Source organism: Acinetobacter sp. LMB-5, assembly GCF_001541635.1.
In the GTDB taxonomy this organism is placed as follows: domain Bacteria; phylum Pseudomonadota; class Gammaproteobacteria; order Pseudomonadales; family Moraxellaceae; genus Acinetobacter; species Acinetobacter pittii.
Window position 1 is genome coordinate 351,165 of the sequence record NZ_LRDR01000005.1, and the last position, 16,906, is coordinate 368,070.

Sequence of the window (16,906 nt, forward strand, 5' to 3'; positions counted from 1 at the left end):
TCTCTTTTTTTATGGTGAATCAGTTTTTATGGTTGATGTGAGTAAAGCAATTATGGCATCTGAAACTTTCTGAGTTAATGTCTTTAACTTTTGTTCTGAGTGACCAGATAAAAAATAACGATAATGATAAATATGCTGTTGGTAAGAAATGCAAATAAAAAAGGTGCCCACAGGTTTTTCTGGGGTTTCACTTCCGCCAGATTTTAATAGCCCAGTACAACTGACAATAATATCAGCTTGTTGAAATAAGCTTTGACCCAGCCTACACATTTCCTCTGTGACTTGCGGTGACTCTGCTGTGTAAGTCTCTATTAACTTTGGATCGATATTTAAAATACTAATTTTAATACTTGGGTCGTAGCTAACTAAGCCACCTAGTAAAATATCTGCACCACTATTTTTGTGAATAGAAAACTGACTTGTTAAATAACCCGAACTCGCACTCTCAATAAAAGCAATTTTGAGCTGGCGATCTTCTAATAGTTGGCAGCACTGCTGAAGCATTATTTCACCTCGAATGGTGTTTATTTATAAATAAAATCAATTTACAGATAAATTATAAAATTACAGTAAGTGATTTAGCAGTGTTGTACAAGTCTGAGATAAAAATCTATAAAACAACTTGAATATTCACTAAATGCTTGTGAAATATTTCAGGTTTTAAAATGATCAATGTTAATTGTCGGGAAGTCTATTTATAACATTGCGACATGTTTAAAAAATTGTTAATTTTGTTCGATATAACGAACAATAACAATTTAGGATAAATGCAATGAACAATAAACAAGGACCTGCGCTATGTATTTTAGGTTTTATTTCGCTAATACCCATCAATGTATGGGCTGCACAGCCTCTAAGTGAAGGGGCCTTAGCAACACAAACAGGGGCAGTAAATGCAGCTTTACCTGTGATTATTGCGAAAGCTCAAGACGATGCTAAGAAACCAATGATAGAACAACAACAAGCACGTCAGGTGTTAGGGGATAATTATTTACAACAGGTTCGATGGGATGCACTTAGAACAAGTGTACTTTCACCTTATCAAGAACAAAAACAAAATCATGTGATTGATAGTAAGGAAAAGAAGAAACTGGAAATGATGGCATTACCGGAAAGAGCAGACCGCTTTACCAAATATGATTTTGAATCAAAAAATGTTCATGGCGAGGTTATTATTACCGTGAAGTAATAATAACCCCTAGTCTTATTAATATTGATCTAGGCCAGGATGCTGGATTTTCCATGCACGGTGAATTTTTTGATTACGTTTAAAATCAGGGCCAATGGTTTCAGAAGTGATTTCTTCAACCTGAAAAATAGCTTCGATTTCTTCATCCATTTCAAAACCACGGTAGTTGTTTGAGAAATAAAGCGTACCTTCACTGTTTAAACGGTTCATTGCACGTTTAATCAGTGAAACATGGTCGCGTTGGACATCGAAAGTACCATAGAACTTTTTCGAGTTTGAGAATGTCGGTGGATCGATAAAAATAAGGTCGTATTGTTCGTGGCCTTCTTTTAACCACTCAAAACAGTCACTCGCAAAGAACATGTGCTGTTCATCTGCGTGATCTACAGTCAGGCCATTTAAAACGAAGTTTTCTTTTGACCAGCTTAAGTAAGTATTGGATAAGTCTACACTTGTCGTACTTGCAGCACCGCCTAAAGCAGCATGTAGGCTGGCTGTAGAAGTATAACTATATAAATTCAAGAAGTGCTTACCACGAGCTTCTTGAGCAATACGTAAACGCATTTGACGGTGGTCAAGGAATAAACCTGTATCTAGGTAATCTGTCAGGTTAACTAAAATTTTAGCTTTACCTTCCTGAACGATAAAACGTTTTGAAGCTGTGCTTTGTTTCGTATATTGATTTGTACCTGTTTGGCGCGCACGTGTCTTAATGAAGATAGCATCGCGGTTTAAACCGGTAACAGCACGAATTGCAGCGAGCGCTAAATTAAAACGTTTTTTTGCTTTTTCAGGATCGATTGTTTTTGGTGGTGCATATTCCTGAACGTGTAAGCGATCGCCGTATAAGTCAACAGCGACATTAAAGTCTGGTAAGTCTGCATCATACAAACGTAAGCAATAAACATTTTCTTTCGTTGCCCATTTTTTCAAGGCAGTCATATTTTTTTGCAAACGGTTAGCAAAATCTTGAGCTTCTTCCATTTCAATAGGTTGAGCTTGCCAAGTTGCTAAGAATGGCTGAGTTACTTTTTCTGGCTTAATTGAACCAAAGCGAATGTAAATCGGTAACTTACCATTCATTAAACGTAAGGTTTCAGGCGCTTCAAATGCTAAAACATCGGCTTGTTCAATTTGAGCTGCAATAATAGCTGCATATTGATTTGGGAAATGTTTTTGTAGAAGTGCAGATAAACCTAAGTAAAGAGAGCGGTTAGATGCTTTATCACCTAAACGTTCACCATATGGAGGGTTAGTCACAATAAATGCAGTTTTGCCTTCAGCTGAAAAATCAGGCCAGTCCGCTAAAGTACGTTCTTCAATCTGAATTTGACCTAATACTTTTTCAAAGCCTGCCGCAATAATATTTTCACGGGTGGCTTTTACAGCTTCCCAGTCTGCATCGTAGGCATAAAACTTAGGTAAAGGTAATTCAAGCGCCTTTTCATGACGTTCTGCTGCTTCAGCTTTGAGTGAAAGCCAAAGCTCGCGGTCATGACCATGCCAGCCATTAAAGCCAAAACGGCGAACAAGGCCTGGTGCACGGTCAGTTAAAATCATTAATGCTTCAATAATAAATGTACCTGAACCACACATCGGGTCGAGCACAATCTCTGGGTTGCGCTGTTGAAGCTGAGCTTTTTGTAAGATTGCCGCAGCAAGGTTTTCTTTAATTGGTGCATCCGTCATATAACGACGGTAACCACGTTTATGTAATGAATCACCTGATAAATCTAGGCAATATGTATGCTCAGTTTTACCTGCTAAAACATACAACGTAATTTCTGGTTGTTTAGTATCAATGCTCGGACGACGACCTACAGCTTCCATAAAGGAATCTACAACACCATCTTTTGCTCTAAGCGTTGCAAATTGAGTGTTAACCTTAATTTCACGTTCTGCATGTAAGCGAATAGCGAAGGTACTTTGTGGTGCAAAAATAAGTGACCAGTCAAAACTAATCGCACCTTCATAAAGCTCTTCTGCTACATCACGTGCATCGTGTGTATGTTCAAGTTCATAAGTATGAATCGGAAGTAAAACACGAGAAGCAAGACGCGACCACATACAGATGCGGTAAGCATGTTCAAGCGTTCCTTCAATGATTAAACGTCCTGCTTTACGTTCTGTCACTTTGGTGCCAAGCTGTTCTATTTCTTCTTGTAAGAGGGCTTCTAAACCATCAGCACAAGTAATCCAATAGTGGTTTAAACGTAAAGAGGTATTCATAAACTCGATTGACCAAAACATATAAATATTAACGATGCAAAGTTTAACTTATTTTGATGTGTAAAGGTTTTTAAATTATTGCAACCTATCATAATCCAACCAATAAACTGATTTTTAAAGATTAAAACAATTAAAGTGGTATGTATTTTGCTAACTCAATCCTATCAATGGTTATTTAATTAACAAACATAGCCAGTTTTTAACCACTTTATTATTTTAAATTGATGGGGTAATTATAAATGAAAGACATGATGGGGAATGGTTTTATTGCTAATGCAGATGCTTTCTCAGTATCTACACAAATATATGTACGCATGCGTAGGGTGACGGGGCGGGTAATAGATGCAATGTACGTTGTCCAAAATAAAGATTATGCAAAATATGTCATTGCGCTTGCACTAGAAACAGAGGATGACGAATTAAAACGAAGTGTTGAGCGATTGAAATCGTTGGTTGATACAATACCAGAGCCTTCTCAAAAAGAAAAAATCGCTGTTGTTAAAGTCGATGAAAAGTCGGAAATTACCGCTGAGGATATTTATCGGGCTCAAGTTCCGCACCATTACATTGGTGCATTAAGGTAATTGCCAATAAGGTTCTAAATTTTCTGGTCAATTTAGGGCCTTATTCTGTAAAGTTCTTCTGCGAAAAGAGCGGAATTCAGCTACACTATGCACGTTTTCGCGATTCGACCCATAGGAATCCATTATGCATATTGCAGCGTTGCATCAACCGAGCCAGGTTCAGCTCAATCAAGACGGAAATTTAAAACATTTTTTAACGATTGAGGGACTTTCAAAAGAAAACCTCACCAAGATTTTAGATACCGCACAAAGCTTTTTAGATGATAATAATAATTTAATTAACCGTCCGCTCTTAGAGGGATTGACGGTTATGAATCTCTTCTTTGAAAACTCCACACGTACCCGTACTACTTTTGAAGCAGCAGCAAAACGTTTGTCTGCCAATGTACTGAACATTGATATTGCACGTTCAAGCACTTCAAAAGGTGAAACTCTACGTGATACGCTCTGGAACCTTGAAGCAATGGCTGCAGACATTTTTGTTGTTCGCCATTCATCTTCGGGTGCTGCACATTTTATTGCTAAAGATGTATGTCCTAAGGTCGCGATTATTAATGCAGGGGATGGACGTCATGCACATCCAACGCAAGCGATGCTTGATATGCTGACTATTCGCCGTGAAACTAAAAAACCATTTGAAGATTTAAGCGTTGCCATTATCGGGGACATTAAACACTCTCGCGTTGCACGTTCTGATGTAGCTGCATTACAAACCCTAGGTTGTAAAGATATTCGTGTGATTGCACCGAATACATTATTGCCAGTGGGCTTTTCGGAATATGGCGAGCACGTTCGCTTGTTTAACAAGATGGATGAAGGCATTACCGATTGTGATGTCATTATTGCTTTACGTATTCAAAACGAACGTATTGACTCTCCAGCGTTATCTTCACAGTCTGAATTTTACAGAATGTATGGTTTAAACAAAGAACGTCTTGGTTTAGCTAAACCAGATTGCATTGTGATGCATCCGGGACCAATGAACCGTGGTGTAGAAATTGATTCAAGTGTTGCTGATGGAGATCAGTCGGTTATTTTGAAACAAGTAACCAATGGTATTGCAGTTCGTATGGCCGTATTGGCGTTATCAATGCAAGGCCAACTCCAAGAGCAAGGTTTAATTGAAGCGATTACGTTGTAAGGAATGGATCACATGAGTATTGTAAAAATTGAAAATGTACGTGTGTTAGACCCAATCCAAAAAACAGACAGCGTACAAACTGTATATATTGAAAATGGCAAGTTGGTTGCTCCAGTAGAGCAAGTGGAGCAAACCATTGACGGACAGGGTAAATGGTTAATGCCAACCATGGTTGATTTATGCGCGCGTTTGCGTGAACCGGGTCAACAGCAACATGGGACATTGAAATCGGAAGGTAAAGCAGCACGTGCCAATGGTATTTTGCATGTTATTACACCACCTGATTCAAAGCCGATTGTACAAGACAACGGTGCTCTCATTCATGGCTTGATTGAAAAGGCATGGCATGATGGGGGCATTCACATGCATATCATTGGTGCTCAAACCCAAGGTTTAAATGGTAAGCAACCAGCAAATATGGCAGGCCTGAAAAAAGGCGGTTGTACTGCTGTTTCTAATGCGAATGCCGCTTTTGAAAATGATGATGTAGTTATTCGTACCTTGGAATATGCAGCGGGTCTTGGTTTAACAGTCGTATTTTATGCTGAAGAGCCGCAGATTGCTAAAGACGGATGTGCACACGAAGGCTTTATTGCTTCTCGCCAAGGTTTGCCGATGATTCCTGCAATTGCTGAAACTGTAGCAATTGCAAAATATTTGCTTATGATTGAAGCAACTGGCGTAAAAGCTCACTTTGGTTTGTTATCTTGCGGTGCATCGGTTGAATTAATTCGCGCAGCAAAAGCAAAAGGTTTACCTGTGACTGCCGATGTCGCAATGCATCAGTTGCATTTAACTGAACACTTAACTGATGGTTTCAATTCTCTAGCACATGTTCGTCCACCATTGCGTTCTGAGCAAGATAAAAAACTTTTACGTCAAGGCTTAAAAGAAGGCGTGATTGATGCAATTTGTACGCATCATGAGCCTTTAAGCAGCTCAGCAAAAATGGCACCATTTGCTGAAACTCAACCGGGCATTACAGCTTTTGATACTTATGTATCTTTAGGCATTCAACTCATTAATGAAGGTTTATTTGAACCTTTAGAGTGGGTTGAAAAAGTGACTAGCGTACCTGCGCAGGTTGCCAATATGACCTCGCGTTGGGAGGATGAAGCAGGATGGGTATTAGTCGATCCTGAATTAAGCTGGACAGTAAGCAAAGACACGATTTTATCACAAGGGAAAAATACTCCATTGCTGGGTCAAAACCTTACCGGTAAAGTACTTCAAACTTTTGCTAACTGATAAAACGGTTATTTAAAGTAAATTTAAAATATAAACAGGTAGATCAATAAGATCTGCCTGTTTTGTAAATACTAGATGGAAATTTGTATATAAATTATTTAAAAAACAACAAAAGATTGAGCGCACATTAGAATAAAAAACTATCAGCAAAGAGAAGTATTTGAATAATCAAAAGTTGCTGGTTACGACGTATAAAATTCGGGAGAATAACCAATGTCGATAAACCCTATAGAACTGCTTAAAGAAAAAGTATCATCAACAATATTAGATAATCAGGATGGATACCTAGGCGAAAAATCGAATGCTTTATCTAAGTTTTATCCAATTTTACTTTCATTATTAGCTGCTAAACCTGATCTTATTGGACAATTAAAAAACAGTTTGGCTCCCTCATTATCAGAGCTTTTCTCTCATAATGACCAAATCAAGAATACTGTACTGACTCATTTAAGTGGTACAGCACCAAATAATGAAATCGAAAGCACACTCAACAGTGCAATTAAACCTAGTCTTAATGCAATTTCGGACGTTGCCGGAAATGATCAACAGAGTATTGTAAACTATTTACGTCAGCATGCAGATACTATTCGTTCGCATTTACCGGGATGGGCAGTAGGTCTATTAGCTCCTTTAGGACTTGGTGCGGGTTTATCTTCAGTTCCACATGCAACTTCAGCAGCCCCACCATTAGCTGCAGCCAGTGAAAAAACAGGCAAATCTCGTGGGTTCCTCCCTATTATTGCCTTAATTATTTTGGGTCTTATCATTGCTTGGTTATGGCGTTCTTGCCAGCATAAAGAAGCTGTACCAGCACCTGAACCAACGGCTGCCAGTGGTGTTGAGGCTACTACCGCAGCTGCACCTGCGAGTTTAACCTTAAGCACAGATGATAAAGGTGCTGTTAGCCAGTGTCAGGCAGGTATTGGCGATCAAGGATTCTTAGCAACCCTACAAACTCAAGTTAAGCAGGTTTTCTCATCAACTCAAGATTGTAACGTTGATACTAGTCAAACATATGCAGCTGGATTTACAGATAAAGATGCACTTGCTGGCGTGCTTGGTGCCTTAAAAGGTGTGCCAAATGCATCTTTAGAATGGATAGGTGACAAAATTACTTTGAAAGCAGGTGATGCAGCAGCGTTAGCAGCATTAACCGCAAAAGTAAAAGCTCTTGTTCCTCACACTGAAGTTGTTTCTACTGCACCAGAAACAGCTGAGCAATCTGTAAGCAATAGCTTAACTGCTTCGCAAACTGCTCTAGGCTCAATTGATCCGAATAATGTCGATGTAAATGCATTAGTAAAAGCACTTAACTTGCAAATCATTAACTTTGCGAGTGGCTCAAGCGATATTCCAGCAGACAACAAAGCTATTCTTGATCAAGCTGCAACACTTTTAAATAAAGTCAGTGGTGTGAAATTAAATGTGGGTGGTCACACTGACTCGACGGGTAATGCAGCAGCAAATAAAGCTTTATCACAACGCCGTGCTCAAGCAGTAGTCGACTATTTAACATCTAAAGGTGTAGACGGGTCTAAATTAGTTGCACAAGGTCATGGCTCTGATCAGCCTGTTGCAGAGAATACAACAGAAGAAGGACGTTTTAAAAACCGTCGTATTGAGTTTTCAGTAGCTCAATAATATTCTGATTTATGAAAAATTAGATATTTTAATTTGAAAAAAGCTTCTCATTTTGAGAAGCTTTTTTGTTGAAACAAATAGTGTTGGATTAATATGAGAATCAGTTTGGTTGGAAGTGGGCGAGTTGCCTTTCATTTAGCAAAGGTACTGTTGGCTCAAGGTCATCACATCGTACAAGTCTATGCGCGTGATTTTGAGAAAACCCAAAAGTTTGCAGAGCAGTTTCAGGCAAAAGCATGTCAGTCACTTCAACAATTCCAATCAACTGATCTTATCATTTTAGCGGTTTCAGACAGTGCAATTGCAGATATTGTAAAACAAGTTCATGAATTCTTTCCTGATACACTTATTGTCCATACTTCGGGTAGTACTGATATTGAAGTCATCAGTCAGGTACATGAAAAAGCAGGGGTATTTTATCCATTACAGACATTTAGCTTTGAAAGAGACGTCAATTGGCAAGCCACACCATTATTTGTTGAAGCGGTAACAGATGCCGATCAAAAACTACTTTTAAATTTAGCAAATAGCCTAAGCGGTCGAGTATATAAATATACCTCAAAACAACGTTTAACTTTGCATTTAGCGGCTGTATTCGCTTGTAACTTTAGTAACTATTGTTTTGATATGGCAAAGCAGGTAGTAGATAAAGAGCAGGTCGACTTTAGCTTGCTCTATCCTTTAATTATAGAAACAGCAAAAAAAGCGACTAAAAATGATCCAAAGCAAATGCAAACTGGGCCGGCAATGCGAGGTGATCACAATATTTTGAAAATGCATCAAGACTTATTGGCTCAAGCAGAACGGGATGATTTAAAACAGGTCTATCAACTTTTAAGTGATGGCATCGTGAAGCGCCATCACTCGAGTTAAAGCTGATTTAAAGATCAAGGTTCGCCGTTATTGCCCCATTTTAAGAAACCAGCACGTTGATTTAAACGTTCAAAATATTGGTCAACATGCTTAAGTGTTGGATGGTCAAAAGGAGTTGCTTTCCAGCGTTGTACAGACAGACCAATTGGAATATCGGCCAAGCTAAATTGTGAACCAGCAACATAGGCTTGGGTTTTTGCAAGCTGTTGATCGAGAATCTGCATATGATGATTCCAGTCAGCAATACCTTGTTGTAATAAGTTGGGATCTTGATGATCTGGTGAATGTCTCAATAGAGACATAATCGTATAAGTCCAGCTGTTATTCAGCTCGATGGCTTGCCAATCAATCCATTGGTCAACAAAAAATCTTTCTTTTGCTTGAGTAGGGTAAAGCTGGTGTTCTTTATCATACGCATTTGCCAAATAACGGATAATACTGTTGGACTGCCAAAGCACTAAATCGCCATCTATAACAACAGGAATTTGACCATTTGGGTTTAATTTTAAATATTCAGGTGATTGAGCAGAGCGAAAGCCGCGTCCCCAATCTTCTCTTTCATATTCAAGATTTAGTTCTTCACACAGCCATAAGACTTTGCGAACATTAATGGAATTATCACGCCCTAAAATTTTTAACATGTGTTGTTGTCCTTAGCTATTTTTAGTATGGCAAGTACCAGTTTCTATAAATAGCTAGATTTGGCTCGATTGGCAATCAATAGTTAAAAAATACATCTATTAGAACGTATATCCTAAATAAAATTCTAAAATTTGATTAATAAGAATATATTTGAACTTTTAAGTAGAGTTGTTTGATAATATAGGAGTAATACTTTTTAACCAGAATTGAAAAGATAAACTATTCAAAATAAGTGTGGAAATGAGTTGGTCTATATTTTTTAATATAAAACTTAATTAATAAAAGGTTATTAATGGAAGAGAAAGTTATTGAACTAAATGAGAAGAATATTCTAATGAGATATTCCTCTCGATTAAGTGAGCAAGCAAAGTGGTTGGTAGAACTGATTGTAGATATGAGCCGGAAGGGCGTATCTATTGAAGATGGTGTAAAAATACAGTTTGGTTGGTCTTTTTTGATATTTCGAAATTTTGATGATAATCAGTTAATATTGTGTGAACCAGATTTTTCAAGTAATCCATTTAGTGAAGAGAAATATAGTATCGACTTTACTCTTGAAGTTCAGGCACTACAAAATAGTTTTTCAAAGCGTTATGGGGTAAATCCTATAGCTACTTTATTTCAGGATAAAATTATTTTAGTAAAAGGATGTTTGGATAAAGAAAAACTATTTATGGAGCGTATAGAACCAGATTTAGAAAAAAGTGATTCTGGTTGGTTTATTAATACACTTGAAGATGATGGCGAAAATATTGAATATGAAGCAATATATGCTTTTCAATTACTTAAAATAAGACCTGAACTTATGTCTGTATTAATTTTGCCACCAGGATTTATAGTTTTAGTGGATAAGAATACTATTGAAAAAGTAATAAATGAAAAAAATGAAGTTGTTTTATGAGTTATTAGAGAATATTTACAGGGAAAAATTGTATAAGTAAATTGACAGTTGGGTAGAAAAAGAAACATAGAGAGTGAAAAGTGAATGAGTTGAAATCTATTGCTAGAGAAATACATTATGCTATTAAAGATAATGATATTGATTTAGCTATAAAACTATTAAAAGTTAATGAAAAACTAGGCATTCTTAGCTACAAGACTCCATTTGGAACATGGTTGCATGATGCTTCTGCTCATAGTCGTCCGATTTTATTAGAGTATTTGGTTAATAAGGGAGCTGATATAAATGAAAGAGGAGGGGTTTTAGGAGGAAATGCTTTAAATGAAGCGGTAAAAATCAGCATATAGATATTATTAACTATTTATTGGACTTAAATGTTGAAATGATAATCGAAGAGTCCGAATATAATCCGCTCTTTACGGCAATTTATGTGGGAAATTTGACGATAGTTAAGATTTTAATATCTCGGGGTATTGATTATAAAATTTCTTATACGGGTGATTATATGAATAATATGGATGCTGAAGCGTTCGCCTTGGAACGTGGAGAAAAACAAATAGCTAGTTATTTGAATTCGTTGAAGCATAAAGATTAGGTGTAATAAATTAAAAAGTATCTCATATTCGATAGTAATATGTTTAAAGTATATATATCTTCAACTGATATTAAAGTGATACAATTAGATGTATTTATTTTTTAAAATAGATATCAATAAAACTCAGTTAATACTTTAGATTCAGTATTTGCAAGTGGAAGAGCTTAAGTAGGAAATTTTCTTTAATATAAACCTAGTGTTTAAGATAGTAAGTAGTAATTATGAAGCAGTTACCCAATGAAATTCATGAAGAAATTACCTTTTTATGTAAACGAGGTGATGAACTTGTTAAGCACGGAAATGTTGAGGACGCAAAGAAAAATTATATTGATTCTTTAAAATTACTTCCAAGCGACCATAGAGAGTGGGAAGCAGCAACGTGGATATATGTTGCAATGGGAGATATGTATTTTCACCTTAAAGATTATGAACAAGCATTTAAGTACTTTTATAATGCAGTTCAGTGTCCGCAAGGGCTGGGAAATCCTTATATTCATCTTCGTCTTGGACAGCTTTATTATGAAGAAGGTAACTTTGATGATTCAGCTGATGAATTAACACGAGCTTATATGGGAGGAGGGTTAGGTATATTTTTGGAAGATGATCCTAAGTATTTAGACTTTTTAGAAACAAAAATTGTTATATAATATAACTTTAAGGTCAAAAAATGTATAGCGTTTGGAAAGTAGATTTTGATAATGAAATTTACTACACGCGTGGAACCATTAGAGATATTAGTGTATTAAAGGAAATTAAAGTTACAAAGGGTGAGCCAATCTCTGATAGAAATATCAAGATAGACATTGATTTAATCGAAGAATATGAGCCAGCAGATTATTTTCATGTAGGTTCACTTTTTATAGTTTCTAGTAAGCTAAAAGATATTTTAGAAACAAAACAGGTAAGTGCAGAATACTTGCCAATAAAGCTATATAAACCAAATGGTATTCCTATACAAACTAAATACTTTTTTGTAAACTTATTGAAAAAAATTGATTGTATTAATAAAGAACATTCAAGATATACAGAAGAAGAAGGTTTGGTTGATGAAATTTATAAGCTTATTGTTAATGTAGATAAGACTAAAAATGAAGTCTTATTTAGAATTGATAAAACATTTAATAACATAATCTTAGTGCATGATTCATTAAGTGATTTAATAAAAAGTTTAGGTTGTACAGGGGTGAGATTTATTAAGATTGATGATTGGAAATGGTAGGATTGAAAAATCTATCAGTGTGAAATTGTGCAGTACTTATTATGCATATTTATAAAAAGTATTGAATAGTTAGCTTAAAAGTAAGAGATACTTTAAATATCTTCTTATTAAGTAGAATTGATGTGATATTCGAGAATAATAGGCTAAATATGAATTTTTTAAAAAAAGCTGAATTGGTCAATATTGTTGTGAATGAAATTATTTATTCAACTCCAGCTAATTGGTCAAAGATAGTATATTATACAGAGCGTTTACGTGATATAGAAATTGGATTAAGAAATAAAGATATTGCAAGGTGCTGGTTGGGTAGTGAAAAGATACCTCATAATAATTCTAAGGGGCCGCCTTTAAAGTCTTCAGTAGAGTTATTTGATGCTGTAGATGAACTATTTATAGATTCTGAAAAAAATAAAGAAATATGGAGTGGTTTTGGTGTAGTTATTAATCATAATGGTAAATATACTACTCATTTTTATTATCAAGATACACCACTTTTAGATAATAAAAACGATGAATATAGAGCAAGATTGGATGCTTTAGCTGAGATGATTTAAATATGACAATAGAATTTTACTATAGGTGTAAAGGTTTTATAATCTTTTAAGGTTGATTAAATTAATTGGTTGAATTTTTCTGATACTTTAGAAAATAGGATTAAGTTCGGACTCTATTTTGTTAATTATCTTTAACTAAACTCTTAAAGAAATTAATTATACAACTTTTTATAAATACGTCTTAAATAAAGATCGATGTCTTAAAAAATATTTTCAGATTAATGCATAAGATAGGTTATTATAAGTGAAAGTATTTCTATCTAAGAAATTATTTGAATCGTTCTATCATGACAACGAGTTCAGAACAGAACTTTTAGAAGTCTGGGTACTTAAAGAAAGTGCAATACATGAACTAGTATCTATAGTTTTTGACAATTTAATCAAAGACCATTTTCACTTAAAGAGACTTAATCCTTATGTTGATTGAAATTGCTATCGCGGATGCTTACGGTGCTGGTTTTGAATTTTGCAGCCAAGATAAGATTATTTCACAGAATAATTTAGAATTATACAGCAAACATGAGTTATACGATATTTTAGGCAAGTATACAGATGATACACAGATGTCGATTGCGATAGTGGAGTTTATATTATCAGGTCAAGAATGGACCAAAGAAAATATAGCTTCAAAATTTTTAGAATGCTTTAATAGAGATGTGAGATTAGGATATTCAGAAGGTTTCTTTAATTTATTAAGTAAAGTTGAGTCTAGCAAAGAGTTACTTAAACTAATAATTCCAACAAGTGAAAGAAATGGGGCGGCAATGCGTTCAGTTCCAATTGGTTTTCTAAAAAATAAAGAAGATGTAATTGCTTTAGCAAAGTTACAAGCACAAATTACACATGATTCACCCATAGGAATTCAATCCAGCTGTGCTGTCGCTTTAGCTGCCCATTTTGGAACTCACCAAAAAGGTTCTATTAAGAATTTAGAGAGGTTTCTAAAATCAGAGCAATATGGAAACTGGGATTATAATTGGAAAGATCGAGTATCTTTAAATGCATATGATACGGTCAGTGCCGCATTAACATGTTTATTGCAACATAGTTCTTTAAGTGAGCTCCTAAAGTCATGTATTAATTTAGGAGGAGATACGGATAGCGTTGCAGCGATAGCTGTTGGTTTAGCTACATGTTTTATAGAATACAAAAAAGATTTACCTGTTCAACTTTATAATAATTTAAATGAAGATAAATACGGAATATCTTTTTTACAAAATTTAGAGAAAAACTTTTTTGAAGAAAATTTAATATAATCAAAAAATTATGGTGTTATTTTTTGAAATTTAAAGTTCTCACTTTAATCGAAAAATGCATTTTTTATTTAATTTTTTGAAGATGAGATCGTTAATTTTATAATCTGATCCAAATACGGTGTTCAAACTTAGTCGCGGGCACCCGTATGGACTTTTATTGAAAAAATGAAAAAGGTTGATGAAGTGACAATTGATAAAACAGAATTATATTGGTCTTCACTATGTAGGTTAAGATCGGAATTTGATTGTTGGGTTCGTATAGTCCAAAAGCAAGATTCTTCAGTTGAGAAAGGTAAGTGGGGGCAAATGTTAACAATCTCTATCGAAAATTATTTAGAAGGGCCGGAGGGTTTTGTTTGTTTTAAAGATATAGAAGCAGTAGAGATCTCAATTTATTGTCTTATGGGAGGAATGGCAAATCGACCATTGCAGATGATTAATATAAAAAATGAAATCTTAGAAGCTTTACACGAGACTCAGCTGCGTTGGGAAATATATGAGAGTGTTTGGTCTGTTGATAGAATTTTCGAAGAGGAGTCTGTAACAGTGATCGCTATCCTAAATCCTTTCAATTATAGTTGAATTATTGTCTTATTTAATTTTCTTCTGTAAAACTTCATTTAAAAAGTATTAGTGAGTTAAAGTAATTGTTTTTTGTAGTATGAAAATGAGTCCTTAAAATTCTAATGTTTTTTTTGAAGATAGGGTCGATAATTTTATAATTTGATTCAAATTGAAATTTTTAAACTTACTTACTGGGGCACAAGCTTAAACTTTTTAAAAATATTAAGTATTTATTTAATTTGTACGGCTGATATAAATAATGACTTTAGCTAGATTGTAATAGATGATCTTTTTTAGGATAAATATACTTTAGAAAGATAATATTCACATTTTTATAATAGTCGAGATTTAACTTTAATATATTGGAGAGTATTATTGGATAAGCAATATGTTATAGAGAAAATTAAAGAAGCATCAATAGAGGCTTTTAACTCTGTACGACAAAAGGAGCCTGAGATAAATTTTTGTGCTTATGGCTTATATTCTGATGCTGATGCAATCACAATCTGTCCAGCACAAAATAGCTGTATTCATTTAAATAAAATGATAGAAAATGATCCTGATGATAAAGAATACTATAGATGGAGTCCAAGTGAGTGGAGTCATGAATCTAAAGGTGGGGAGAGTTTTAAGGAGATTTCTCTGTACTTAAGAGCAAATGCTGAATTAATTAAGTCTTCGGATGAATATGATCAGTTTAAGTTCGATGTATATCAATCCTGCATATTTGCACTCAAAAGTTTGAAAGAAGAGGGCTTTTTTTCTGATATGGATAGGAATGGGATCATAGTTTTTACTATTTCTGATGCGATAAATAGTAACGAGCGCGAATGGAAAGAATTGTTAAATAATAATGATGCTGCACAGCAATTTAGTGAGTGGATAAAGACGCTATAATAACTATATCCCTTTCTTCAGTTCTACTGCCCAATAATAGTGTATGTCTATCAAAACAATAGGTTAGTTTTACAATTGCTGAGAAGAATACTTTTTACTGCTTAGTGTAGGGGGGTATCCCGATTCACTAAAACGATCACAGGTTAAATTGAAAAATATTAGGAATTCAACGGTAGAGTCTATCACTCCTTTTTTGGAATTAACTGAGTTACTCTTATGAGGAACTCTGACTTTTTTAGATTCTATATTGTCAAGTTTGAAATGATAACAGATTTGATTTTAGGAAATTTTATTATAAATGCAATTATGATAGATATTTTTCAGCTTTTTTGAGTCTTTCTTTCATATTATTATTTAGGGGGAGTACTAGTGAGTTTAAATGATTATTCTGATGACAATGATTACTATAGTCAGGGATTTGAAAAAGAGGGAACTGTATCAATTTGGGCAGGAATACTTGGTGAAGATGTAGATGCAGATTTAGATATCTTACAAGATTTATGTGGGGTTGGATACTATAATCTTGATAATCAGGAAACTAATAATATTAACTTTGAGATAGAGAGTTTAAATAAATTACTTGAAGATTTATCTTATTCAAAATCTTTTATTAATGAGGTGATTAGTGCTGCTTTTGATAAAGGAATAGTAGATTGTAGATGGGTTATTGTACAATATGATTTTAATTATAATCCCTTAAAAGTTAAGAGAAGGATTGCAAAAGATCCTATTTTTATAGGCAGCTTTAAATATTCAGTAGAGAGTTGATATATTAATTTTACTATCAGAGATACACAATGAGTGGTGATTTATTTGGCCAGCTCTTTAATAATGCTCCTCAGCAAATTTATATTAGAAGAATGAAATGATGATGAATGATGTTGCAAGTTCACTAGTTGTTGAGATTACAAAAAAATTTATAACTCTCATGATGGATGTTGAACCACAGTGGGAAAAAGCATACTTAAGGTTTTCCTGTAATAGTTCAGTCGCAGAAATTAAAGCATCATTTGTGTCTGAAACTGGCGTAGAAATAATAGATGTCTTGAAGTATAAAGATTTCTTTCATCCTATGAATAGGAAAGGTCAAGAATTACTAGCAGGCTTAGGTAAAATTAAAGGAGTATTTCTATTGGTGATAGATGCAAACTTTGACTATGAAATTAATTTTGAATACCAAGATATGAATCGTTGGAAAATTAGTAAATTAGCAGGTGGGACTGGAGTACCTGAAGGCATCATATAGTTATGAAAAAATATTACCTTTATCATCAACTAATAGAAATTGACTATGAGGTGCTTTGGAAGATGTTGGTTTCGATTTTATTGTGTGAAGTTTGAGGGAAACTTATCAGGAAGCTCTTTTATAAATT

At 34.6% G+C, this 16,906-nt stretch carries 20 protein-coding genes; 17 read left to right on the top strand and 3 right to left on the bottom strand.

What is annotated here, in order from left to right; all coding sequences use genetic code 11:
* Nucleotides 1-9: 9 nt before the first annotated feature.
* Nucleotides 10-504: a CinA family protein gene (locus tag AW165_RS08655; RefSeq protein WP_002121541.1), complete on the bottom strand. Its 495-nt coding sequence runs from the start codon at nt 502-504 to the stop codon at nt 10-12.
* Between the two features lie 268 nt (nt 505-772).
* Between AW165_RS08655 and AW165_RS08660 the strand changes: the two genes are divergently transcribed.
* Nucleotides 773-1,189 (top strand): hypothetical protein, encoded by a 417-nt coding sequence (locus AW165_RS08660; protein ID WP_017386366.1) that lies wholly within the window; start codon nt 773-775, stop codon nt 1,187-1,189.
* A gap of 18 nt (nt 1,190-1,207) precedes the next feature.
* On the opposite strand, the gene rlmKL is transcribed toward AW165_RS08660, so the two are convergent.
* A complete protein-coding gene (rlmKL, locus tag AW165_RS08665; RefSeq protein ID WP_057085503.1) occupies nt 1,208-3,418 on the bottom strand; it encodes a bifunctional 23S rRNA (guanine(2069)-N(7))-methyltransferase RlmK/23S rRNA (guanine(2445)-N(2))-methyltransferase RlmL in 2,211 nt (736 codons plus the stop codon).
* A gap of 239 nt (nt 3,419-3,657) precedes the next feature.
* Between rlmKL and AW165_RS08670 the strand changes: the two genes are divergently transcribed.
* The 5 genes from AW165_RS08670 to AW165_RS08690 all read left to right on the top strand — a co-directional run bounded on the left by AW165_RS08670 (nt 3,658) and on the right by AW165_RS08690 (nt 8,905).
* A complete protein-coding gene (locus AW165_RS08670; protein ID WP_060465520.1) occupies nt 3,658-4,002 on the top strand; it encodes a hypothetical protein in 345 nt (114 codons plus the stop codon).
* A 124-nt stretch (nt 4,003-4,126) separates the two neighbouring features.
* Nucleotides 4,127-5,143 (top strand): aspartate carbamoyltransferase catalytic subunit, encoded by a 1,017-nt coding sequence (locus AW165_RS08675; RefSeq protein ID WP_002121555.1) that lies wholly within the window; start codon nt 4,127-4,129, stop codon nt 5,141-5,143.
* A gap of 12 nt (nt 5,144-5,155) precedes the next feature.
* On the top strand, nt 5,156-6,391 hold the full coding sequence (locus AW165_RS08680) for a dihydroorotase (protein ID WP_060465521.1): 1,236 nt from the start codon (nt 5,156-5,158) through the stop codon (nt 6,389-6,391).
* 213 nt (nt 6,392-6,604) lie between these two features.
* Entirely contained in the window at nt 6,605-8,032 is a 1,428-nt protein-coding gene (locus AW165_RS08685; RefSeq protein ID WP_060465522.1) for an OmpA family protein, read from the top strand.
* Between the two features lie 93 nt (nt 8,033-8,125).
* Nucleotides 8,126-8,905 (top strand): Rossmann-like and DUF2520 domain-containing protein, encoded by a 780-nt coding sequence (locus tag AW165_RS08690; RefSeq protein WP_060465523.1) that lies wholly within the window; start codon nt 8,126-8,128, stop codon nt 8,903-8,905.
* A 14-nt stretch (nt 8,906-8,919) separates the two neighbouring features.
* Here AW165_RS08690 and AW165_RS08695 read toward each other — a convergent pair whose 3' ends face one another.
* Nucleotides 8,920-9,546, bottom strand: a complete 627-nt coding sequence (locus tag AW165_RS08695) for a glutathione S-transferase family protein (protein ID WP_060465524.1) — start codon at nt 9,544-9,546, stop codon at nt 8,920-8,922.
* Between the two features lie 293 nt (nt 9,547-9,839).
* Between AW165_RS08695 and AW165_RS08700 the strand changes: the two genes are divergently transcribed.
* The 11 genes from AW165_RS08700 to AW165_RS08755 all read left to right on the top strand — a co-directional run bounded on the left by AW165_RS08700 (nt 9,840) and on the right by AW165_RS08755 (nt 16,779).
* Nucleotides 9,840-10,448 (top strand): hypothetical protein, encoded by a 609-nt coding sequence (locus AW165_RS08700; protein WP_060465525.1) that lies wholly within the window; start codon nt 9,840-9,842, stop codon nt 10,446-10,448.
* Between the two features lie 80 nt (nt 10,449-10,528).
* Complete coding sequence (locus tag AW165_RS08705) at nt 10,529-10,795, top strand: hypothetical protein (protein ID WP_060465526.1); 267 nt, start codon at nt 10,529-10,531, stop codon at nt 10,793-10,795.
* 35 nt (nt 10,796-10,830) lie between these two features.
* Nucleotides 10,831-11,043 (top strand): hypothetical protein, encoded by a 213-nt coding sequence (locus AW165_RS20285; RefSeq protein ID WP_060465527.1) that lies wholly within the window; start codon nt 10,831-10,833, stop codon nt 11,041-11,043.
* Between the two features lie 221 nt (nt 11,044-11,264).
* Entirely contained in the window at nt 11,265-11,690 is a 426-nt protein-coding gene (locus AW165_RS08715) for a tetratricopeptide repeat protein (RefSeq protein ID WP_060465528.1), read from the top strand.
* 20 nt (nt 11,691-11,710) lie between these two features.
* Nucleotides 11,711-12,262: an imm11 family protein gene (locus AW165_RS08720; protein ID WP_060465529.1), complete on the top strand. Its 552-nt coding sequence runs from the start codon at nt 11,711-11,713 to the stop codon at nt 12,260-12,262.
* Nucleotides 12,263-12,411: 149 nt separating this feature from the next.
* Entirely contained in the window at nt 12,412-12,816 is a 405-nt protein-coding gene (locus AW165_RS08725; protein WP_228138740.1) for a hypothetical protein, read from the top strand.
* Between the two features lie 416 nt (nt 12,817-13,232).
* Nucleotides 13,233-14,072, top strand: a complete 840-nt coding sequence (locus tag AW165_RS08735; RefSeq protein WP_060465531.1) for an ADP-ribosylglycohydrolase family protein — start codon at nt 13,233-13,235, stop codon at nt 14,070-14,072.
* A gap of 165 nt (nt 14,073-14,237) precedes the next feature.
* Complete coding sequence (locus tag AW165_RS08740; RefSeq protein ID WP_228138741.1) at nt 14,238-14,654, top strand: hypothetical protein; 417 nt, start codon at nt 14,238-14,240, stop codon at nt 14,652-14,654.
* Between the two features lie 357 nt (nt 14,655-15,011).
* Nucleotides 15,012-15,533, top strand: a complete 522-nt coding sequence (locus AW165_RS08745; protein WP_060465532.1) for a DUF4303 domain-containing protein — start codon at nt 15,012-15,014, stop codon at nt 15,531-15,533.
* A 369-nt stretch (nt 15,534-15,902) separates the two neighbouring features.
* Entirely contained in the window at nt 15,903-16,301 is a 399-nt protein-coding gene (locus AW165_RS08750; protein ID WP_060465533.1) for an immunity 22 family protein, read from the top strand.
* Nucleotides 16,302-16,398: 97 nt separating this feature from the next.
* Complete coding sequence (locus AW165_RS08755) at nt 16,399-16,779, top strand: hypothetical protein (protein ID WP_228138742.1); 381 nt, start codon at nt 16,399-16,401, stop codon at nt 16,777-16,779.
* The last annotated feature ends 127 nt before the right edge of the window (nt 16,780-16,906 follow it).

Coding starts and splice junctions, on each gene's coding strand:
- AW165_RS08655 (WP_002121541.1), bottom strand. CDS start 504: ATGCTTCAGCAGTGCTGCCAACTATTAGAAGATCGCCAGCTCAAAATT.
- AW165_RS20285 (WP_060465527.1), top strand. CDS start 10,831: ATGATAATCGAAGAGTCCGAATATAATCCGCTCTTTACGGCAATTTAT.
- AW165_RS08740 (WP_228138741.1), top strand. CDS start 14,238: ATGAAAAAGGTTGATGAAGTGACAATTGATAAAACAGAATTATATTGG.
- AW165_RS08675 (WP_002121555.1), top strand. CDS start 4,127: ATGCATATTGCAGCGTTGCATCAACCGAGCCAGGTTCAGCTCAATCAA.
- AW165_RS08755 (WP_228138742.1), top strand. CDS start 16,399: ATGATGATGAATGATGTTGCAAGTTCACTAGTTGTTGAGATTACAAAA.
- AW165_RS08685 (WP_060465522.1), top strand. CDS start 6,605: ATGTCGATAAACCCTATAGAACTGCTTAAAGAAAAAGTATCATCAACA.
- AW165_RS08725 (WP_228138740.1), top strand. CDS start 12,412: ATGAATTTTTTAAAAAAAGCTGAATTGGTCAATATTGTTGTGAATGAA.
- rlmKL (WP_057085503.1), bottom strand. CDS start 3,418: ATGAATACCTCTTTACGTTTAAACCACTATTGGATTACTTGTGCTGAT.
- AW165_RS08680 (WP_060465521.1), top strand. CDS start 5,156: ATGAGTATTGTAAAAATTGAAAATGTACGTGTGTTAGACCCAATCCAA.
- AW165_RS08670 (WP_060465520.1), top strand. CDS start 3,658: ATGAAAGACATGATGGGGAATGGTTTTATTGCTAATGCAGATGCTTTC.
- AW165_RS08690 (WP_060465523.1), top strand. CDS start 8,126: ATGAGAATCAGTTTGGTTGGAAGTGGGCGAGTTGCCTTTCATTTAGCA.
- AW165_RS08720 (WP_060465529.1), top strand. CDS start 11,711: ATGTATAGCGTTTGGAAAGTAGATTTTGATAATGAAATTTACTACACG.
- AW165_RS08735 (WP_060465531.1), top strand. CDS start 13,233: ATGTTGATTGAAATTGCTATCGCGGATGCTTACGGTGCTGGTTTTGAA.
- AW165_RS08660 (WP_017386366.1), top strand. CDS start 773: ATGAACAATAAACAAGGACCTGCGCTATGTATTTTAGGTTTTATTTCG.
- AW165_RS08700 (WP_060465525.1), top strand. CDS start 9,840: ATGGAAGAGAAAGTTATTGAACTAAATGAGAAGAATATTCTAATGAGA.
- AW165_RS08715 (WP_060465528.1), top strand. CDS start 11,265: ATGAAGCAGTTACCCAATGAAATTCATGAAGAAATTACCTTTTTATGT.
- AW165_RS08695 (WP_060465524.1), bottom strand. CDS start 9,546: ATGTTAAAAATTTTAGGGCGTGATAATTCCATTAATGTTCGCAAAGTC.